Below are 16,682 nucleotides of genomic sequence, written 5' to 3'. Positions count from 1 at the left end.
ATCCGCTTCCTGATGTATTCATGTATAGGTGAATATTTTGGGATACAGCATTTTGTGCCTGAGATTTAGCCTTCAATATATTTCAAATATAAACGAGTATGAAAAGAATGTTTACAAGAATCTCTGTTCTGACTTTTCTTGGGTTACTTTTTATCAGTAATGCTTTTGCCCAAAATATTACCATTACGGGCGTAGTTACAGATGCCGCAGACCGGTCGGCAATTCCAGCTGTAAGCATTGTGGTAAAAGGCACAACTACAGGAACACAAACAGACGCAAATGGAAGGTATTCCATCGCTGCACCAGCAAACAGCACCCTGGTATTTACTTATATCGGTTACACCACCAGAGAGGTGCCTGTTAACAATCAAACAAGCCTTAATATCGCATTACAAACAGAAGCCCAGAACCTGGAACAGGTTGTTGTGGTGGGTTACGGTACGCAGCGAAAAGTTGACGTAACCGGATCTGTAAGTTCCGTTAAGGGAGAAGACATTACCAAACAAGCATCAGTTAACCCGGTAAGTTCCTTGCAAGGCCGCGTGGCGGGTGTGTCTATCACCAACAACGGTACACCTGGTTCCTCTCCGCAGATCACCATTCGTGGTACGGGTACCATTTATGGTAACACCGGCGTATTATATGTGGTAGATGGTGTTTGGTATGACGATATCAACTTCCTGAACCCGGCCGATATTGCCAATATCAGTATCCTTAAAGATGCATCCAGCCAGTCGATCTACGGTATTCGTGCAGCGAATGGTGTGGTATTGGTAACGACAAACCGCGGTAAAAGAGGTGACGCCACCATTAACTACAACGGTTATGTAGGTTTGCAAAGCGTAACCAACGCCGTTGAGATGACCAATGCAACAGAATATGCAACTGCGGTGAACGAGTTGTATGGTTTACTAAATCAAGATCCATTATTTACAAACACCAATCTTGGTGAAGGTACCAACTGGCGTGATGTGATTCTGAGAGACGCGATGGTAACGAATCACCAGATCTCCGTTAATGGCGGTGGGGAAAAATCTACTTACAACTTATCACTGGGTTATTTAAACCAGGATGGTATCGTGGAGAACAACAACTACAAACGTTATACGGCAAGGTTGTCCAGCGACTTCCAAATTTTTGAGCCTTTGAAAATTGGTTATAACGTTACTGGTAGTTCAAGTGCTTCGAAAGATGCTCCGGGCTCTATTTTCCGTGGCATGTACGCTGCCTCCCCTGTAGTACCGGTGTTTAATCCAGACGGCAGTTATGGAGATCCAAACACCTTTAACCTGGGTAACGGAAGTAACATGAACCCGCAGGCAACTTTGGACTTCTTTAATCAGCGTACTGCACGTTATAAAGTAACCGGTAACGTGTTTGCGGAACTAAAGTTCTTAAAAGATTTCACCTTCAAGACCAGCTTTGGTGGTGACTTTGGACAAGAAGAAGTTCGCTCATATACCCCTAAATACTTCGCTACCACGGCACAGAATGCAACGGTAAGTGTGTTAGGTGTTAATCGCGTGGAAGACAGAAATTGGATCATTGAGAACACCTTGTCTTACGACAAGACCATCAACGATCACAAGTTCACCATTTTAGCTGGACAGACTGCGCAGCGTTTCAAGAGATATAACTTAAACGCTACTGCCCAGAACGTACCATTTAGCAGCGATGCAGATCTATATTTAAGCTTAGGTGATGCGGCCAGTCGTGTAATCAACGATAGTGGATCCTTAAATACCGCAGCTTCTTATTTCGGTAGAGTAAACTATTCCTTTGCAAACAAATATTTATTGAACGCTTCGATCAGAGCAGATGGTGCCTCACAGTTCTTCGGCGGATCTGATCTTTGGGGCTATTTCCCTTCCATTGGTGCAGGCTGGGTGATCACGAATGAAGATTTCATGAAAGATCAAACCATATTCACCAATTTGAAACTTCGTGCTAGCTGGGGTAAAGTAGGTAACGCAGGAGTACCATTTAATCCAACTACACAACTTGTATCGCAAGGTGCAAACTTGATCGCGTACTTTGGTGGACTTCCTTATACCGGTGCCGGTATCACCACTCTTGTGCCACCAGCATTATTCTGGGAGCGTAGTGCAGGAACAGACATCGGTTTAGAAATGGGATTTCTTAAAAACCGATTGAATGTAGAGTTAGATTACTACAACAAAACTACGGAACAGGCAATCTTTGATATTCCAATTTTCGGATCGCTGGGTACCTCTAACAGTAGATTAATTGGCAACCAGGCTGACTTCCGTAACCGTGGTTTCGAAGTTAGTGCAACCTGGTCTGACAAGACTGCTGGTGACCTGACCTATACCATCAGTGCCAACCTAGGTATCAACAACAATAAGGTGCTTGAGGTAACTACCGGAAATAACCCGATCTATGCCGGTGGAACTGGTCTTGTAAGTGGCGCCTTGGCAACCAGAACCGTCGCAGGACGACCTATTGGTGAGTTCTTCGGTTATCAGGTAGCGGGTATCTTCCAAAGCAATGAAGAAGCGGCTGCATCTCCACAAGCCGGAACAACCGCAGGTGATTTCAAATATGTTGATCAGAACGGCGACGGTTTAATCGATGGACGCGACCGTGTTCCATTGGGTAATCCGAATCCAAAATACAATTATGGTGTGAACACCAACTTTGCTTATAAAAACTTCGACCTGACCCTGGATATCCAAGGTGTTGCAGGCGTAGACATCTACAATGCGAACCTGGGATACCGTTTCGGTAACGAGAACTTCACAAAAGAGTTCTTTGACAACCGTTGGACAGGACCTGGATCTACCAACAGCTACCCATCTGCTAAATTGGGTGGTTCAACCAACTACCAGCCGAACGAATTCTATGTAGAAAGTGGTGCTTATGTAAGGTTGAGAAACGTTCAGTTAGGTTATTCTTTACCTACTGAGCTGGTAAGTAAATGGAAAATGAGAAAACTAAGGGTATTCGCAAATGCACAAAATGCCTTGAACTTTTTCGGCTACAGAGGCTTCAGCCCTGAAGTTGGCGGATCGCCGACCAATGCAGGTGTGGACGCCAATGTGTATCCATTGTTTGCAACTTATAATGTTGGTGTAAATGTTACATTTTAATTGAACTAACCATGAAAACCCTAAATAATACCTATATCATTAAAAGTCTGGGTGTAGCTTTATTATCCACGACACTCCTGGTATCCGCTTGTAAAAAAAGCTTCCTGGATGTTGACCCACAAGCACAACAGCCATCATCACAATTCTGGACTTCCGCCGATGATGCAACCAAAGCGGTAAACGCAATTTACGCCAATCTACGCTCCTGGGAGAATGTAGCCTTCCCGGCATTGGTTATTGAAAGTGTAGGTTCGGATGAAGCGGATAAAGGTAGCACGCCGAATGACGCAACCTTTTGGAACCTGTATGACACCTATACTGTAACCTCTACCGAGGGATCACTACAGAGCTTCTGGACCGGTCAATACCAGAACATCAATCTTGCAAACCAGGTGATTACAAATATCCCGGCAATTGAGATGGATGAAAATCTAAAAGCAAGATTCATTGCCGAAGCGAAGTTCTTACGGGCTTTATCTTACTTTAGATTGGTGCGGGCTTATGGAGACGTCCCTTTAAGGATTTCCATACCGAAAGACGCCTCTGAATACAACGTGCCACGTGCAGCAAAGGATCAGGTTTATGCACAAATTGAGCAGGATCTAACTGATGCGGCCGCTGTACTTCCGCCGAACTACCCTGCTACAGACCTCGGACGCGCTACCAAAGGTGCAGCATTGGGATTACACGCCAAAGTAGCTTTATACCAGAAGAAGTGGAACGACGTGCTGTCGCTGACCAATCAGGTAATGGGCATGGGTTATGCGTTGTTTCCGGACTATGAAAAGCAATTCCGTACGGAGAATGAAAATAACAGTGAATCTGTGTTTGAAATCCAGGCAGAACTTCTACCAGGTAATGCGCCTGCGTCGAATTCCCAGTACAGCCAGGTTCAGGGTGTGGCTGGTGTACCTGGTGGCGGATGGGGCTTTAATGTACCATCACCGGCATTGGCTGCAGCATATGAGCCAAATGATCCAAGAAGAGATGCAACCATTATTTTCAGAGGTGAAGTTACTCCTCAAAGAGATACCATCCCGACCACGGTTCCTAATCCAATGTATAACCAGAAGTCGTATGTACCATTTAACCTTCGTGTTTCCGGCTTCAATGAAGGTGCGCAACAAAATATCCGCGTACTGCGCTATGCCGACATTCTGTTAATGAATGCTGAGGCGGCAAACGAACTTGGCGATGCGGGACGCGCATTGACATCACTTAACCTGGTACGTGCCAGAGCAAGAGGCAATAATCCGCTGAGTGTATTACCTCCGGTAACTGCAACAGATCAGGCAATACTTAGAAACGCGATCTACAAAGAGCGTCAGGTGGAACTTGCGATGGAAAACGACCGCTATTTCGACGTCATTCGTCAAGGTCGTGGACTGGAAGTATTTGGTCCTAAAGGCTGGAAAGCGAATAAGAACGAAGTCTGGCCGGTACCACAACAGGAGATTGACCTGAGTGGTGGCTTACTTACCCAAAACCCCGGCTACTAATACACACACAAACCCTTATCTATATTTTAACTTGAAGGTTGCCGCATCAACGGCAACCTTTTTAAAATCAAGACTATGCTAAAGATTAACCAAAGGCAACTCCTAATCCTCGCAGTAGTGTCTTTATTCTCCTGTCTGAGTATCACAGCATCGGCGCAAAAGAAAACTGCAAACTACATTAAACCGGAGTTGAAGATCAAAAAAGGGCTGACGGATGATCAGCTACTTGACCTGGTGCAGAAACAAACCTTCCGCTATTTCTGGGACTTTGCACACCCGGTAAGCGGCATGGCAAGGGAACGAAGCAATCGCTCCTTCGACTATGGCGATGAAGTAGTGACCACAGGCGGTACTGGCTTCGGTGTTATGGCTACCATTGTTGCCGCCGAACGTAAGTTCATCAGCCGCGAAGAGGCTGCAGCACACACCAAGAAAATTGTGGATTTCCTTTGGAAAGCAGACATGTTCCATGGTGCTTTTCCGCACTGGCTAAACGGTGCAACGGGAAAGGTCATTCGTTTTAGTCCTAAGGACGATGGTGCTGATATTGTAGAAACCGCATTTCTTTTCCAGGGACTGTTGACCGCGAAACAATACTATACAGCAGATAATGCCGTAGAGCGGGACATCCGTAATAAGATTACCTGGATGTGGGAAGGCATTGAGTGGGATTGGTTTACCCAAGACCAGAATGTTCTTTACTGGCATTGGAGCCCTAATAACGGCTGGAGCATGAACCACCAGATCAAAGGCTGGAATGAATGCCTGATGAGTTATGTATTGGCAGCGGCTTCGCCGAAAAACTCCATTAGCCGTAGAGTATATGAAGATGGATTCGCCAATAACAATACTTTCTTCAATGGTAAAAAATACTTTGACATCACACTTCCCTTAGGCTTTGAATACGGCGGTCCGCTGTTCTTTTCACATTACTCCTTCCTGGGACTTGATCCAAGAGGATTAAACGATGGCAAGGCCGACTACTTTGAGCAGAATAAGGCACACACGCTGATTAATCGTGCCTACTGTATTGAAAATCCAAAAGGCTACAAAGGCTACAGCGCAAACAGCTGGGGTTTAACTGCAAGTGACAGCTGGCAAGGTTATGCGGCACATTCACCGACGGAAGATCTGGGTGTAATCACCCCTACTGCGGCTTTGTCGTCCTTTCCTTATACCCCGGAGTATTCGATGCAGGCTTTAAGACACTTTTACGAGGATAAAGGTGATCAGATCTGGACCGAATATGGATTTGCAGACGCTTTTAGTGATCAGCACAACTGGGTAGCGAAGTCGCACCTGGCGATTGATCAAGGGCCGATCATCTTGATGATCGAGAACCACCGCAGCGGATTGTTGTGGAAGCTTTTTATGAGCAACCCGGATGTAAAAGCAGGTTTAACCAAGCTGGGCTTTAAAAGTCCGGCTTTAAATCCATAGTATGTTTAAGAGAACTCCACTTTTGATTGCTTTATTATTGCTTTCTGTGCAGTTAATCGCACAGAAGAAACAGCTTACCTATTGCAATCCAATTAACCTGGATTACGGCTATACGCCTATCCCCAACTTCGCTACGCAAGGTAAACACCGGGCGACTGCTGATCCGGTAATTGTGAACTATAAAGGCGACTATTACCTGTTTTCCACCAATCAATGGGGATATTGGTGGAGCAGTGACTTAAGCAACTGGAACTTCGTGTCCAAATCTTTCCTGCGCCCCGAGCACAAGGTTTATGATGACCTCTGTGCGCCTTCTGTATGGATACAGGGCGATACCATGCTGGTTTTCGGTTCTACCTATGCCCGCAATTTCCCGATCTGGATGAGTACCAATCCGAAGGGTAATGACTGGAAAGAGGTGGTGGAGAACTTTGACATCGGTGGATGGGATCCGGCACACTTTGTAGATGATGACGGGCGCTTATACATGTACAACGGCAGCAGCAATGTTTACCCCTTGTATGGTGTGGAGTTAAACCGGAAAACCTTTGAGCCGATCGGTACCCGCAAGGAGCTGTTGTTACTACGCCCGGATCGCTACGGCTGGCAGCGCTTTGGCGAACACCTGGACAACACCTTTCTGGATCCATTTATGGAAGGTGCCTGGGTAACCAAACACAACAACAAATACTACCTGCAGTATGGTGCCCCAGCAACAGAATTTAGCGGCTATGCAGATGGTGTAGCTATAGGTACAACGCCGCTTGGGCCTTTCGAACATCAGTCGCTGCCCCTATCCTGGAAAGCGGGTGGATTTGCCAGAGGTGCAGGTCATGGTGCAACCTTCCAGGACAACTGGAAGAACTACTGGCATGTATCCACGATGGTCGTATCGGTGAAGAATAACTTCGAACGACGGATCGGGATCTGGCCGACTGGCTTTGATAAAGATGATGTAATGTACACCAACACAGCCTTTGGAGACTATCCGCATTACCTCCCGACGAAGGCTGATAATCATCTAAAAAGCAGGTTTACTGGTTGGATGTTGCTAAACTATAACAAACCCGTACAGGTTTCGAGCACCTTAGGTGGCTACCACGCAAACAACGCCGTGGATGAGCGCATCAGGACCTACTGGAGTGCAGCAAGTGCCAAAAATGGCGAATGGATCCAAACAGATCTGGGCCGTGTTTCCACCGTACATGCTGTACAGTTGAACTATGCTGATCAGGATGCAACATTCCTGGGTAAACAGCAGGGCATTTACCACCAATATCAACTTCTATACAGCGTAGATGGAAAGAAGTGGCAGTTGCTCGTAGATAAGAGCAAGAACAAAACCGATGTTCCACACGATTACCTGGAGCTCGAAAAGCCGGTAAATGCCAGATTCATCAAAATGGTTAACATCCACATGCCAACTGGAAAGTTTGCGATCAGCGGTTTAAGGGTATTCGGAAAGGCAGCTATCGCGAAACCTGCTCCTGTTAAGGACTTCATGGTTTTAAGAACTGAAAAAGACAAGCGAAGCGCCTGGATCAGGTGGATCACGAATGATGACGCCTATGCTTACAACATTTACATTGGTACGGATCCCGAAAAGCTGTATAACTGCATCATGATCTATGGTGCCAACGAGTACTGGTACAAAGGCATGGACAAAGAAAAGCCATACTACTTCCGTATTGAGGCATTGAATGAGAACGGACAATCAAAATTGTCGGACATCATTAAGGCAGAATAAAGACAAGAAATGAATATGAAAAAATCAACTTATCTGATGATAACTGCACTGCTTTTTAGCAGTGGCGGTGGGTTTGCACAGACGAAGCCAGCGGCTTCTGCAAATCCGAAAATGAATTCGTTTATTTCGACATTGATGTCGAAAATGACGATTGAAGAGAAAATTGGCCAGTTAAACCTGGTGACCGGCGGAGAGGCTACAACGGGCTCTGCGGTAAGTTCGGATGTTGAAGGTAAAATTCAGCGTGGCCAGGTCGGCGGTATTTTCAGCATGACCACGCCACAACGCATCCGCAAAGCACAGGAGATTGCGGTGAACAAAAGCAGATTGAAGATCCCTTTGATCTTCGGTCAGGACGTGATCCATGGTTACAAAACCACCTTCCCCATTCCACTAGGTCTGGCAGCGACCTGGGATCTGCCCTTGATCCAGAAAACAGCAAAAATTGCAGCAAGAGAAGCCAGTGCAGATGGTCTGAACTGGACCTTCTCCCCTATGGTTGACATTTCGAGGGACCCACGCTGGGGCAGGATCTCGGAAGGCAGTGGAGAAGACACTTACCTGGGTTCAGAAATCGCTAAAGCGATGGTAAAAGGCTATCAGGGTGACGACCTGACGAAATACAACACCATTATGGCTTGTGTAAAACACTTTGCTTTGTATGGAGCTGCAGAATCAGGTCGTGATTACAATACCACCGACATGAGCTTACACCGCATGTACAACGAATACCTGCCACCTTACAAGGCAGCGATTGATGCTGGTGCAGGTAGCGTGATGACTTCCTTTAACGACATCAACGGTGTGCCTGCGACTGCAAATAAGTGGTTGATGACTGACCTGCTGCGTAAGCAATGGGGCTTCGATGGTTTTGTTGTTACAGATTATACTGCCGTTTCCGAATTGATTGATCACGGACTTGGCGATCTTCAGCAGGTATCTGCTTTATCCTTGAAAGCTGGTGTGGAGATGGATATGGTAAGTGAGGGCTTTTTGAACACCCTTGGAAAATCGCTGAAAGAAGGTAAAGTAACCGAAGAACAGATTAACAATGCCTGCCGTTTAGTTTTGGAAGCAAAATATAAACTCGGCTTATTTGATGACCCCTTCCGCTACTGCAATGACGCAAGGGCGAAAAAAGAAATCTTAACCCCTGCAAACCTGCAAGCTGCACGTGAGGTAGCGACACAAAGTTTCGTGCTTTTAAAAAACCAGAACAATTTGTTACCGCTTAAGAAAACGGGTACCATTGCGCTGGTGGGACCATTGGCAAATACCAGAAGCAACATGCCGGGTACCTGGAGTGTGAATGCTGAATTGAACAACACGCCATCCTTGTTGGAGGGTCTTCAAACTGTGGTTAGCAAAAATGTAAAGATCCTGCATAGCCTGGGTTCAAACTTGCTTTCAGATCCTGCTTACCAGGAAAGAGCGACCATGTTTGGTCGTGAGATCCCACGTGATAACCGTAGTGAAGAAGTGATCATTCAGGAAGCGGTAGAAAATGCTAAAAAAGCGGACGTTGTTGTTGCAGCTTTAGGTGAAAGTTCGGAGATGAGCGGCGAAAGTTCCAGCCGTACAGACCTGGAGATTCCAGATGTACAACAACGTTTGTTGGCTGCCTTGTTAAAAACTGGCAAGCCGGTGGTATTAGTACTATTTACCGGCAGACCATTGGCATTGAAATGGGAAAGTGAAAATGTACCTGCGATTTTGAACGTTTGGTTTGGTGGTACCCAGGCAGCCCCAGCGATTGCAGATGTGCTTTTTGGAAATGTAAATCCTTCCGGAAAGCTTACTGCAACCTTCCCGCAGAATGTTGGTCAGGTGCCAATCTATTATAGCCATAAAAATACCGGCCGGCCATTGGAAGAAGGAAAATGGTTTTCTAAGTTCCGCTCCAATTACCTGGATGTAACCAATGAACCACTTTATCCTTTTGGCTATGGATTAAGTTATACCACTTTCAGTTATGGTGATATCAAGTTGTCTGCATCATCTTTCAAAGCTGGTGAATCCATTGCGGCAAAAGTTACGGTGACAAACACTGGAAAGTATCAAGGTAAGGAAGTAGTTCAGCTTTATACCCGTGACATGGTGGGCAGCATCACCCGCCCGGTAAAGGAGCTTAAAGGCTTCCAGAAGATCAGCTTGAAGCCAGGTGAAAGTAAGGAAGTGACTTTTACGCTTACCGCGGATGATCTGAAGTTTTTCAATGCCGATCTGCAATATGTTGCCGAGCCAGGCGATTTCAAGTTGTTTATTGGATCAAACTCCAGAGACGTTAAAGAAGCGGATTTTAAACTGCTATAATCGTTATCAGGAGCACATAAAAAAAGCGGCTTACACTAAGTGTAAGTCGCTTTTTTTATGTGCTTTATTTAATTTCTAGTCTGCCATGTTATGGTAAACCGCCTGTACGTCGTCGTCTTCCTCCAGCTTATCAATAAGCTTGAAAACATCAGCAGCCTGCTCTTCGGAGATTGGCGTGGTAGATAAAGCTACACGCTCCAGTTTGGCACTCTTCATTTCAACACCTAGGTCTTCAAGCGACTTCTGCATTTTACCGAAGTCTTCGAATGCGGTCTGAACAACTGCAATATCATTTCCTTCTTCGTCAGATTCCAGGTAGAGTTCCTCAAGTCCGGCATCGATCAATTCAAATTCCAGTTCTTCAAGATCGCGATCACCTGGTATAAATCTGAAGATTGATTTACGGTTAAAGATAAAATCCAGGGAACCTGTTTTACCAAGGGTACCGCCGGTCTTATTGAAATAACTACGAACGTTGGCTACGGTTCTGTTGGTATTGTCGGTAGCAGTTTCTATCAGGATGGCTACACCATGTTGTGCATAACCTTCATATACGTGTTCTTCGTATCCGTTCTCATCCTTATTTGATGCACGTTTGATGGCAGCGTCGACGCGATCTTTCGGCATGTTCACCGCTTTCGCATTCTGAACGGCCGTACGCAGTCGGGAGTTGGTATCAGGGTTTGGGCCGCCATCTTTAACAGCCATTACGATCTCTTTACCTATACGTGTAAACTGGACAGCCATTTTTGCCCAGCGTTTAAATTTTCTTTCTTTTCTAAATTCAAATGCTCTTCCCATTGTATTTTGTTGAAGGGGTTACCTTATTTGTTTTTTAAATTGTCTAACATATCCGAGGTCATCTTTGCCAGATCAAACTGTGGTTTCCATGCCCAATCTTTGGTGGCGAAGGAATCATCGATAGAACTTGGCCAGCTGTTGGCGATAAGTTGGCGCGGATCATTGTTGGTGTAAGTTAGCTCAAAATCCGGAATATGCTTTTTAATTTCCGAGGCGAGCACCTCTGGGGTAAAACTTACACCTGCGAAGTTATAACTAGATCTGATGCTGATGTATTGTGCGGGTGCATCCATTAATTCAATTGTACCACGGATTGCGTCATCCATATACATCATTGGCAGCTCGGTGTCCGCATCCAGGAAGGACGCGTAACTGCTTTTTTTCAAAGCATCATGGAAAATATGGATGGCATAGTCTGTGGTGCCTCCACCTGGTGCAGCTTTCCAGCTGATCAGTCCTGGGTAGCGGATGCTTCTAACGTCAAGCCCGTATTTCTGGTTATAGTATTCGCACCATCTTTCACCTGCCAGCTTACTGATACCGTAAACGGTGTTTGGGTCCATGACACAATATTGTGGGGTATTGTTCTTTGGTGAATTCGGACCGAATACAGCGATAGAACTCGGCCAGTAGACTTTGGCAGTTTTGTAAGTCAAAGCAAGCTCAAGCACATTTAACAAGCCGTTCATGTTCAGGTCCCAGGCAAGTTTTGGATTCTGTTCGCCAGTTGCGGATAATAATGCTGCTAAAAGATAAACTTGTGTTGGTTTATACTTCTGGAAGATGGTATTTAAGGTATCTTTTTCCAGAACATTGACGAACTCAAAGGGACCAGAATTTTTGATGTCATAGTCTGGGCGGCGGATATCGCATGCGATTACATAATCCTCGCCGTAAATTTTTCTAAGAGCGGTAACAAGTTCGGTACCTATCTGCCCGTTGGAGCCTAAAACAAGTATTTTCTCACGCATTAAATTAAAGTTTTGGCAAAGGTAAAAAAAGCACGGAAACCTGTGCAAAATGTTTGGTTTTGTAAAGGAAATCGCTGCGATTGCACAACACCAACAAAAAAGGGCTAACAACCTGAAGTTATTAGCCCTTATTCAACTTAACTGATATTAATAGCCTGGATTTTGCACCAGGTTTTGATTGGTTAACTGGTTGTTCGGAATTGGAAACAGCAGATATTTTGGATCATCAACCGTTTTTTCCTGTGTAGGTGTTAGATACTCGCCGAAACGAATGAGGTCTTGTCGTCTCACACCTTCCCAGAAAAATTCCCTTCCACGTTCATCTAAAAGATTCTGCAGCGTTAATCCCGTCATTGGTGTGGCGCCGCGTACTGCTCTCAAACTGTTCACAATGGTTAAGGCTGGTCCGTTTTGCGAAGTTCTCAACAATGCTTCAGCTTTCATCAGCAGTACATCCGCATAACGGAAATAAACCCAGTCATTTTCGGAAACTCCGGTTGCAAGATTGGCATAGTCGATTGGATATTTAATTACCCGGATACCGGCAACCTCAAGGTGGTTGGGATCTCTTTCGATTATACTTACTTCAGGGGTAAAAATCAGGTTGTTACCCCTTCTGTCCTTCAGCAAGGTTCCGGTTTGGTTAACCTGCTGGCCAACTAAAAACCCAACTTTCACTCCACTAACATTTGTAACCCCAGGGTAGTCTCCACCTCTGCGCTGATCGTTAGCTTCGAATTTGTTATAAAATCCGGATAGGGTAGCGAATCCGTTGTTTCCACCGGGGCTCTGACTGTAATGTAGTCCGGCTATCCAGGTGCTGTTTACACCACCCGCACTCGCCCCACCAATATTCTGCGCAGTAAAGATATTCTCCTTGGAAAGTGCATCGTTGTTCGGTGCAAAATTGTCAAAGTAGTTTGCAGATAAGGTGTATTTACCGGAATTGATGATTTGATCGGCAAGGGTAATCACCTGGTTCATGTCCGCAGCGTCAAAAGTTGGCGTCTGGCGGTTCAGGAAAGCGCCCTTATTCAGGTAGCACTTCATTAGTAATACCCTAGCTGCATCTTTATTCGCAACATGGACAGGTCCATCCGGAAGATTAGGAAGTATCTCGTTTAGCTCCGCGACGATAAAGTCCCAGGCCTCTGCTGCCGGGCGAACCCTTGATGGCTCCGTAACTTCTTCTCCAGGATCGCGGTAAGGCACCTGACCCCATCCATCAAGAATAGAGAATTGTGCCATTGCACGGAGAAAGCGTGCTTCTGCTTCCTGTACAGGTGTGGGACTGAATTGCAAAAGGTTGGTCGCCGCATAAGTAACACTATTTAAATCACGGAAAACACTGGATATCCGCGGATGATCTGCAGACCATCTATGTAAGTGTAATGCCCGCCAGGCGCCATTATCATCCCAGTCACCTGCTCGCGTCGGTGCAATGGCTTCATCAGTTGGAAACTCCTGCAAGGCCCACCAACCGTAGGTACCTTGATAGGGACTACGCATTGAGGTATAGGCTGCATCTAATAATGATGGAACGTTGCCTGCACCTAAATCAGCATTACCCACTTGTCCATTTAATTTTTCGTCCAGTTTGGTGCAGCCCGTCGCAAAAAGCGCGACTGCGACAAAAGCTGCTATATATCTATTCTTCATGTTCTTTAAATTTTATTATAGTGAAAAGTTTACGCCAAAGTTGAAAGTTCTTGCCGTTGGATAAGAAATGTACTCGATACCTGCTGATGGAACACCATTAACATTCTTGTCGACATTCACCTCCGGATCGAAACCTTTGAACTTGGTGATTACAAATAAGTTCTGGCCGTTCACAAAGATGTTTAGGGCTTTGATGGACTTGCCCACGTTTCCAATGTTGTAGTTGATGGTTGCGTTAGCAAGTTTTAGATAGTCGCCCTTTTCCAGGTAACGGGAGGAAGCAGCAATCGGGTTTGCCAATGACTCCTGAATTGGGGAATTTAACAATCCACTAGCGATGTTCTTGCCAGTTCCAAGGTTGGAAAGCGGTAGTACCGAGTTTGCAGTGTTGTTATACAGGTCTTGACCGAGCGATCCGTTAAAGTTTGCCGTTAAGCTTAAATTCTTATAGCGGAAGTTTGTGGTTAATCCCAGTATCACTTTAGGATTCGGATTACCTACATAATAATAGGTATAACCTTCGTCAGTATACGTAGAAAAACCATTTGCATCAAGACCATTGAATTCTCTGGTTACGAATGCAAAAAGCGGAAGCCCACTCTGGATGACCTGAACAGTAACGTCGCTTAAACCTTGTCCGCTTAAAGCACCGGTATTGATGAGACCAGTATTTTGATTCTTCACGGTGTTATTCATGAAGGTTGCGTTTCCACCCAATGACCATGAAATATCTTCTTTCTCAATGATACTTCCAGACAATGCAACTTCTAAACCTTTATTGATGATCTCTGCTGGCAGGTTGGTCCAGGTAATGGAAGCTCCAGGGGTAGAAGGATAGAACGGTGTGCGAGGGAACAACAGGTCAGTGGTCTTTTTATGGAAGTAATCAATGGAACCGCTCAGCTTGTTATTAAATAGTCCGAAATCAGCACCAAGATTGATCTGTGTATCTGACTGCCATTTCAGGAACCTGTTGGCATTGTTTACCCCTGCTGTGGATGGCCCACCGGTGTAAGTTAAATTGTATCGTTGCAAAGCTGCACCTGATGGGAATTCCTGATTTCCAGTCAGACCATAACCAGCCCTGATCTTCAATTGGTTTAGCCAGGCAACATCTGTCAGAAAACTTTCATTCTTGATGTTCCATGCTGCTGCAAACGACGGGAAGTATCCATACCGGTTTTCAGATCCGAATTTGGTCGAACCATCCGCACGGAAGGTTGCTGTTAGAAGGTATTTATCTGCGTAATTAAAAATAGCTCTTGCAAAAAACGACTGCAACTGCGTGGTTGGATCATTGAACGAGCTAAGACTGCGGTTTGCCGGGGTGGTCGCCTGCATCACGTCAGTATAATCAGCATCAAGATCGCCAAATCCCCTGGCAGTGCTTACAAGACCTTTATTAATATAGTTCGTATACTCATAACCAAGGACAGCGTTCAAGTTCAATTTTGAAGCAATCTCCTTGTTGAAGTTTAAGGTGTTTGTAAATTGCTGTGTAACCAGTTCACTATTGGCATAACTTGCAAAACCGCCCAGGAAGTTTGGTAGATCTGCTTCAATGCCGGGAAGGTTCAGGTAGCTTCTGGTAGAGGCTCTTCTAATACCTGTACTGTAGTTGATACTAGCCAGCATTCGATATTCTAAAAAGTCTGTAATTTTATAGTATGGAGACACCGATCCCAGAATTGTAGAAACCTTTGACTTGTCGCTAGAAGCTTCTGACATTGCTAGCGGATTAACAATCGATGATCTCGGTTCAATAAATAAGGAACCATCAGGGTTGCGGAATGCGCGGGTTGGATTCCAGGATAGTGCTTGACTGATCAAACTGCCTCTGAATCCTGCGTCAGTAGTGATGGGTGCAATGTTTTCCAAATACTGGCTGGTCACCAAGTTAACGTCCATTCCAAGCTTTTTGCTATCGAGGAATTTAAAATTGCCATTTACCGCAGCACTGTACTTTTTGAAATCGGTTTTCCGGATAATACCTTGCTGATCCTGGTAGCCGAAAGATGCCCGGTAAGTATTGTCCTGATTACCGCCACTCACAGCTAAAGAGTAGTTTTGGTTGTAAGCGCTACGGGTAATCTCATCCATAGCATTCACGTTTGCACCAAAGTCAAACTGGCTAACGCCATATCTGTTTAATGCTGCACGATACTCATCTCCATCAAGAACATCAATTTCTCTGGCCATGTTGCTTACGCCGGCTGATGCTGAAACATCAACTTTGGAGGCGCCAGTCTGACCACGTTTGGTTGTGATTAATACGACACCATATGCCGCACGTGAACCGTAGATTGCTGTTGCAGAAGCATCCTTTAAGACTTCCATGCTGGCAATATCAGCAGGGTTGATAAAGTTCAATGGATTTCCTCCGGGTACATTTCCTACTCCACCGCTTGCAGAAGGACGTGCGGAGCGGTTATCGAGCGCAACACCATCTACAACGTAGAGTGGCTGACCAGAACCGGTGATGGCGGTATTTCCACGGATACGAACGGTAGTAGAACCACCGGGCTGACCGCTGTTGTTGATCATCTGCACCCCGGCAACTTTACCCTGGATCAACTGGTCGGGTGCGTTCAGAGGACCTTTGTTAAAGTCCTTGGCGGATACCGTGGTTGCTGCACCGGTGAGATCGCTCTTTCGAACGGAACCATAGCCAACAACCGTCACCACATCAAGCTCGGTAGAGCCAGCGAGGGCTACGTCAATTGTAGTGCGATTATTTATTGGTAAGGTTTGGGTTTCCAGTCCGACGAAACTGAAAGCTAGTTGGGTGACATTTGCTGGCACCGTGATGGCAAAACGACCACTTGCATCGGTTAGCACTTTGACGGTTGCACCGACAGCAGAAACGGTGGCACCTGGGAGTGCATTGTTTTCATTATCCCGGACAGTACCGCGAATTACAGTTTGCGCAAATGCTGCTGCATTAACAAACAGCAACAGAAAGCAGCATAGGATAAGTTTTTGAAACTTTGAGAAACAAGGGACATTGTAAAAAATGCCTCGGTTCCCTGGAGGTAGAGCTCTGTTCATAATGTTTTATTTGGTTGGTTAATAATATTAGAGTTAGTTAAAAAATCATCATATAAGAGCAAAAAACATGAAGAGAATTTCTACTAACTTTTGT

The 16,682-nt window shown here is 45.4% G+C and carries 9 protein-coding genes; 5 read left to right on the top strand and 4 right to left on the bottom strand.

The features are described 5' to 3' along the window. Positions 1-98 precede the first annotated feature (98 nt). From AC5WJX_RS09300 to bglX, 5 genes are all read left to right on the top strand, one after another. Positions 99-3,110: a SusC/RagA family TonB-linked outer membrane protein gene (locus AC5WJX_RS09300; RefSeq protein WP_494484286.1), complete on the top strand. Its 3,012-nt coding sequence runs from the start codon at positions 99-101 to the stop codon at positions 3,108-3,110. Positions 3,111-3,121: 11 nt separating this feature from the next. Then, positions 3,122-4,609 (top strand): RagB/SusD family nutrient uptake outer membrane protein, encoded by a 1,488-nt coding sequence (locus AC5WJX_RS09295; protein WP_494484285.1) that lies wholly within the window; start codon positions 3,122-3,124, stop codon positions 4,607-4,609. A 75-nt stretch (positions 4,610-4,684) separates the two neighbouring features. After that, positions 4,685-6,049: a glucoamylase family protein gene (locus tag AC5WJX_RS09290; RefSeq protein ID WP_494484284.1), complete on the top strand. Its 1,365-nt coding sequence runs from the start codon at positions 4,685-4,687 to the stop codon at positions 6,047-6,049. Between the two features lies 1 nt (position 6,050). Further along, complete coding sequence (locus tag AC5WJX_RS09285) at positions 6,051-7,796, top strand: family 43 glycosylhydrolase (protein WP_494484283.1); 1,746 nt, start codon at positions 6,051-6,053, stop codon at positions 7,794-7,796. Positions 7,797-7,805: 9 nt separating this feature from the next. Further along, the gene (bglX, locus tag AC5WJX_RS09280; RefSeq protein WP_494484282.1) at positions 7,806-10,109 is read left to right on the top strand and encodes a beta-glucosidase BglX; all 2,304 of its coding nucleotides are present in this window, start codon (positions 7,806-7,808) and stop codon (positions 10,107-10,109) included. 75 nt (positions 10,110-10,184) lie between these two features. On the opposite strand, the gene AC5WJX_RS09275 is transcribed toward bglX, so the two are convergent. The 4 genes from AC5WJX_RS09275 to AC5WJX_RS09260 form a co-directional block, all read right to left on the bottom strand. Beyond that, the gene (locus AC5WJX_RS09275) at positions 10,185-10,910 is read right to left on the bottom strand and encodes a YebC/PmpR family DNA-binding transcriptional regulator (protein ID WP_440431730.1); all 726 of its coding nucleotides are present in this window, start codon (positions 10,908-10,910) and stop codon (positions 10,185-10,187) included. Positions 10,911-10,933: 23 nt separating this feature from the next. Next, the gene (locus tag AC5WJX_RS09270; RefSeq protein WP_440431732.1) at positions 10,934-11,881 is read right to left on the bottom strand and encodes an NAD-dependent epimerase/dehydratase family protein; all 948 of its coding nucleotides are present in this window, start codon (positions 11,879-11,881) and stop codon (positions 10,934-10,936) included. A gap of 147 nt (positions 11,882-12,028) precedes the next feature. Further along, on the bottom strand, positions 12,029-13,540 hold the full coding sequence (locus AC5WJX_RS09265) for a RagB/SusD family nutrient uptake outer membrane protein (RefSeq protein WP_494484281.1): 1,512 nt from the start codon (positions 13,538-13,540) through the stop codon (positions 12,029-12,031). Positions 13,541-13,555: 15 nt separating this feature from the next. Further along, a complete protein-coding gene (locus AC5WJX_RS09260) occupies positions 13,556-16,588 on the bottom strand; it encodes a SusC/RagA family TonB-linked outer membrane protein (RefSeq protein ID WP_494484280.1) in 3,033 nt (1,010 codons plus the stop codon). Between the last annotated feature and the right edge of the window lie 94 nt (positions 16,589-16,682).

This window comes from Pedobacter sp. NEAU-ZC8 (assembly GCF_059278965.1).
The sequence above is the reverse complement of the archived record's forward strand: the minus strand, read 5'-3'. Positions and strand labels throughout refer to the sequence as shown.

Coding starts and splice junctions, on each gene's coding strand:
- bglX (WP_494484282.1), top strand. CDS start 7,806: ATGAATATGAAAAAATCAACTTATCTGATGATAACTGCACTGCTTTTT.
- AC5WJX_RS09300 (WP_494484286.1), top strand. CDS start 99: ATGAAAAGAATGTTTACAAGAATCTCTGTTCTGACTTTTCTTGGGTTA.
- AC5WJX_RS09285 (WP_494484283.1), top strand. CDS start 6,051: ATGTTTAAGAGAACTCCACTTTTGATTGCTTTATTATTGCTTTCTGTG.
- AC5WJX_RS09270 (WP_440431732.1), bottom strand. CDS start 11,881: ATGCGTGAGAAAATACTTGTTTTAGGCTCCAACGGGCAGATAGGTACC.
- AC5WJX_RS09265 (WP_494484281.1), bottom strand. CDS start 13,540: ATGAAGAATAGATATATAGCAGCTTTTGTCGCAGTCGCGCTTTTTGCG.
- AC5WJX_RS09260 (WP_494484280.1), bottom strand. CDS start 16,588: ATGAACAGAGCTCTACCTCCAGGGAACCGAGGCATTTTTTACAATGTC.
- AC5WJX_RS09295 (WP_494484285.1), top strand. CDS start 3,122: ATGAAAACCCTAAATAATACCTATATCATTAAAAGTCTGGGTGTAGCT.
- AC5WJX_RS09290 (WP_494484284.1), top strand. CDS start 4,685: ATGCTAAAGATTAACCAAAGGCAACTCCTAATCCTCGCAGTAGTGTCT.
- AC5WJX_RS09275 (WP_440431730.1), bottom strand. CDS start 10,910: ATGGGAAGAGCATTTGAATTTAGAAAAGAAAGAAAATTTAAACGCTGG.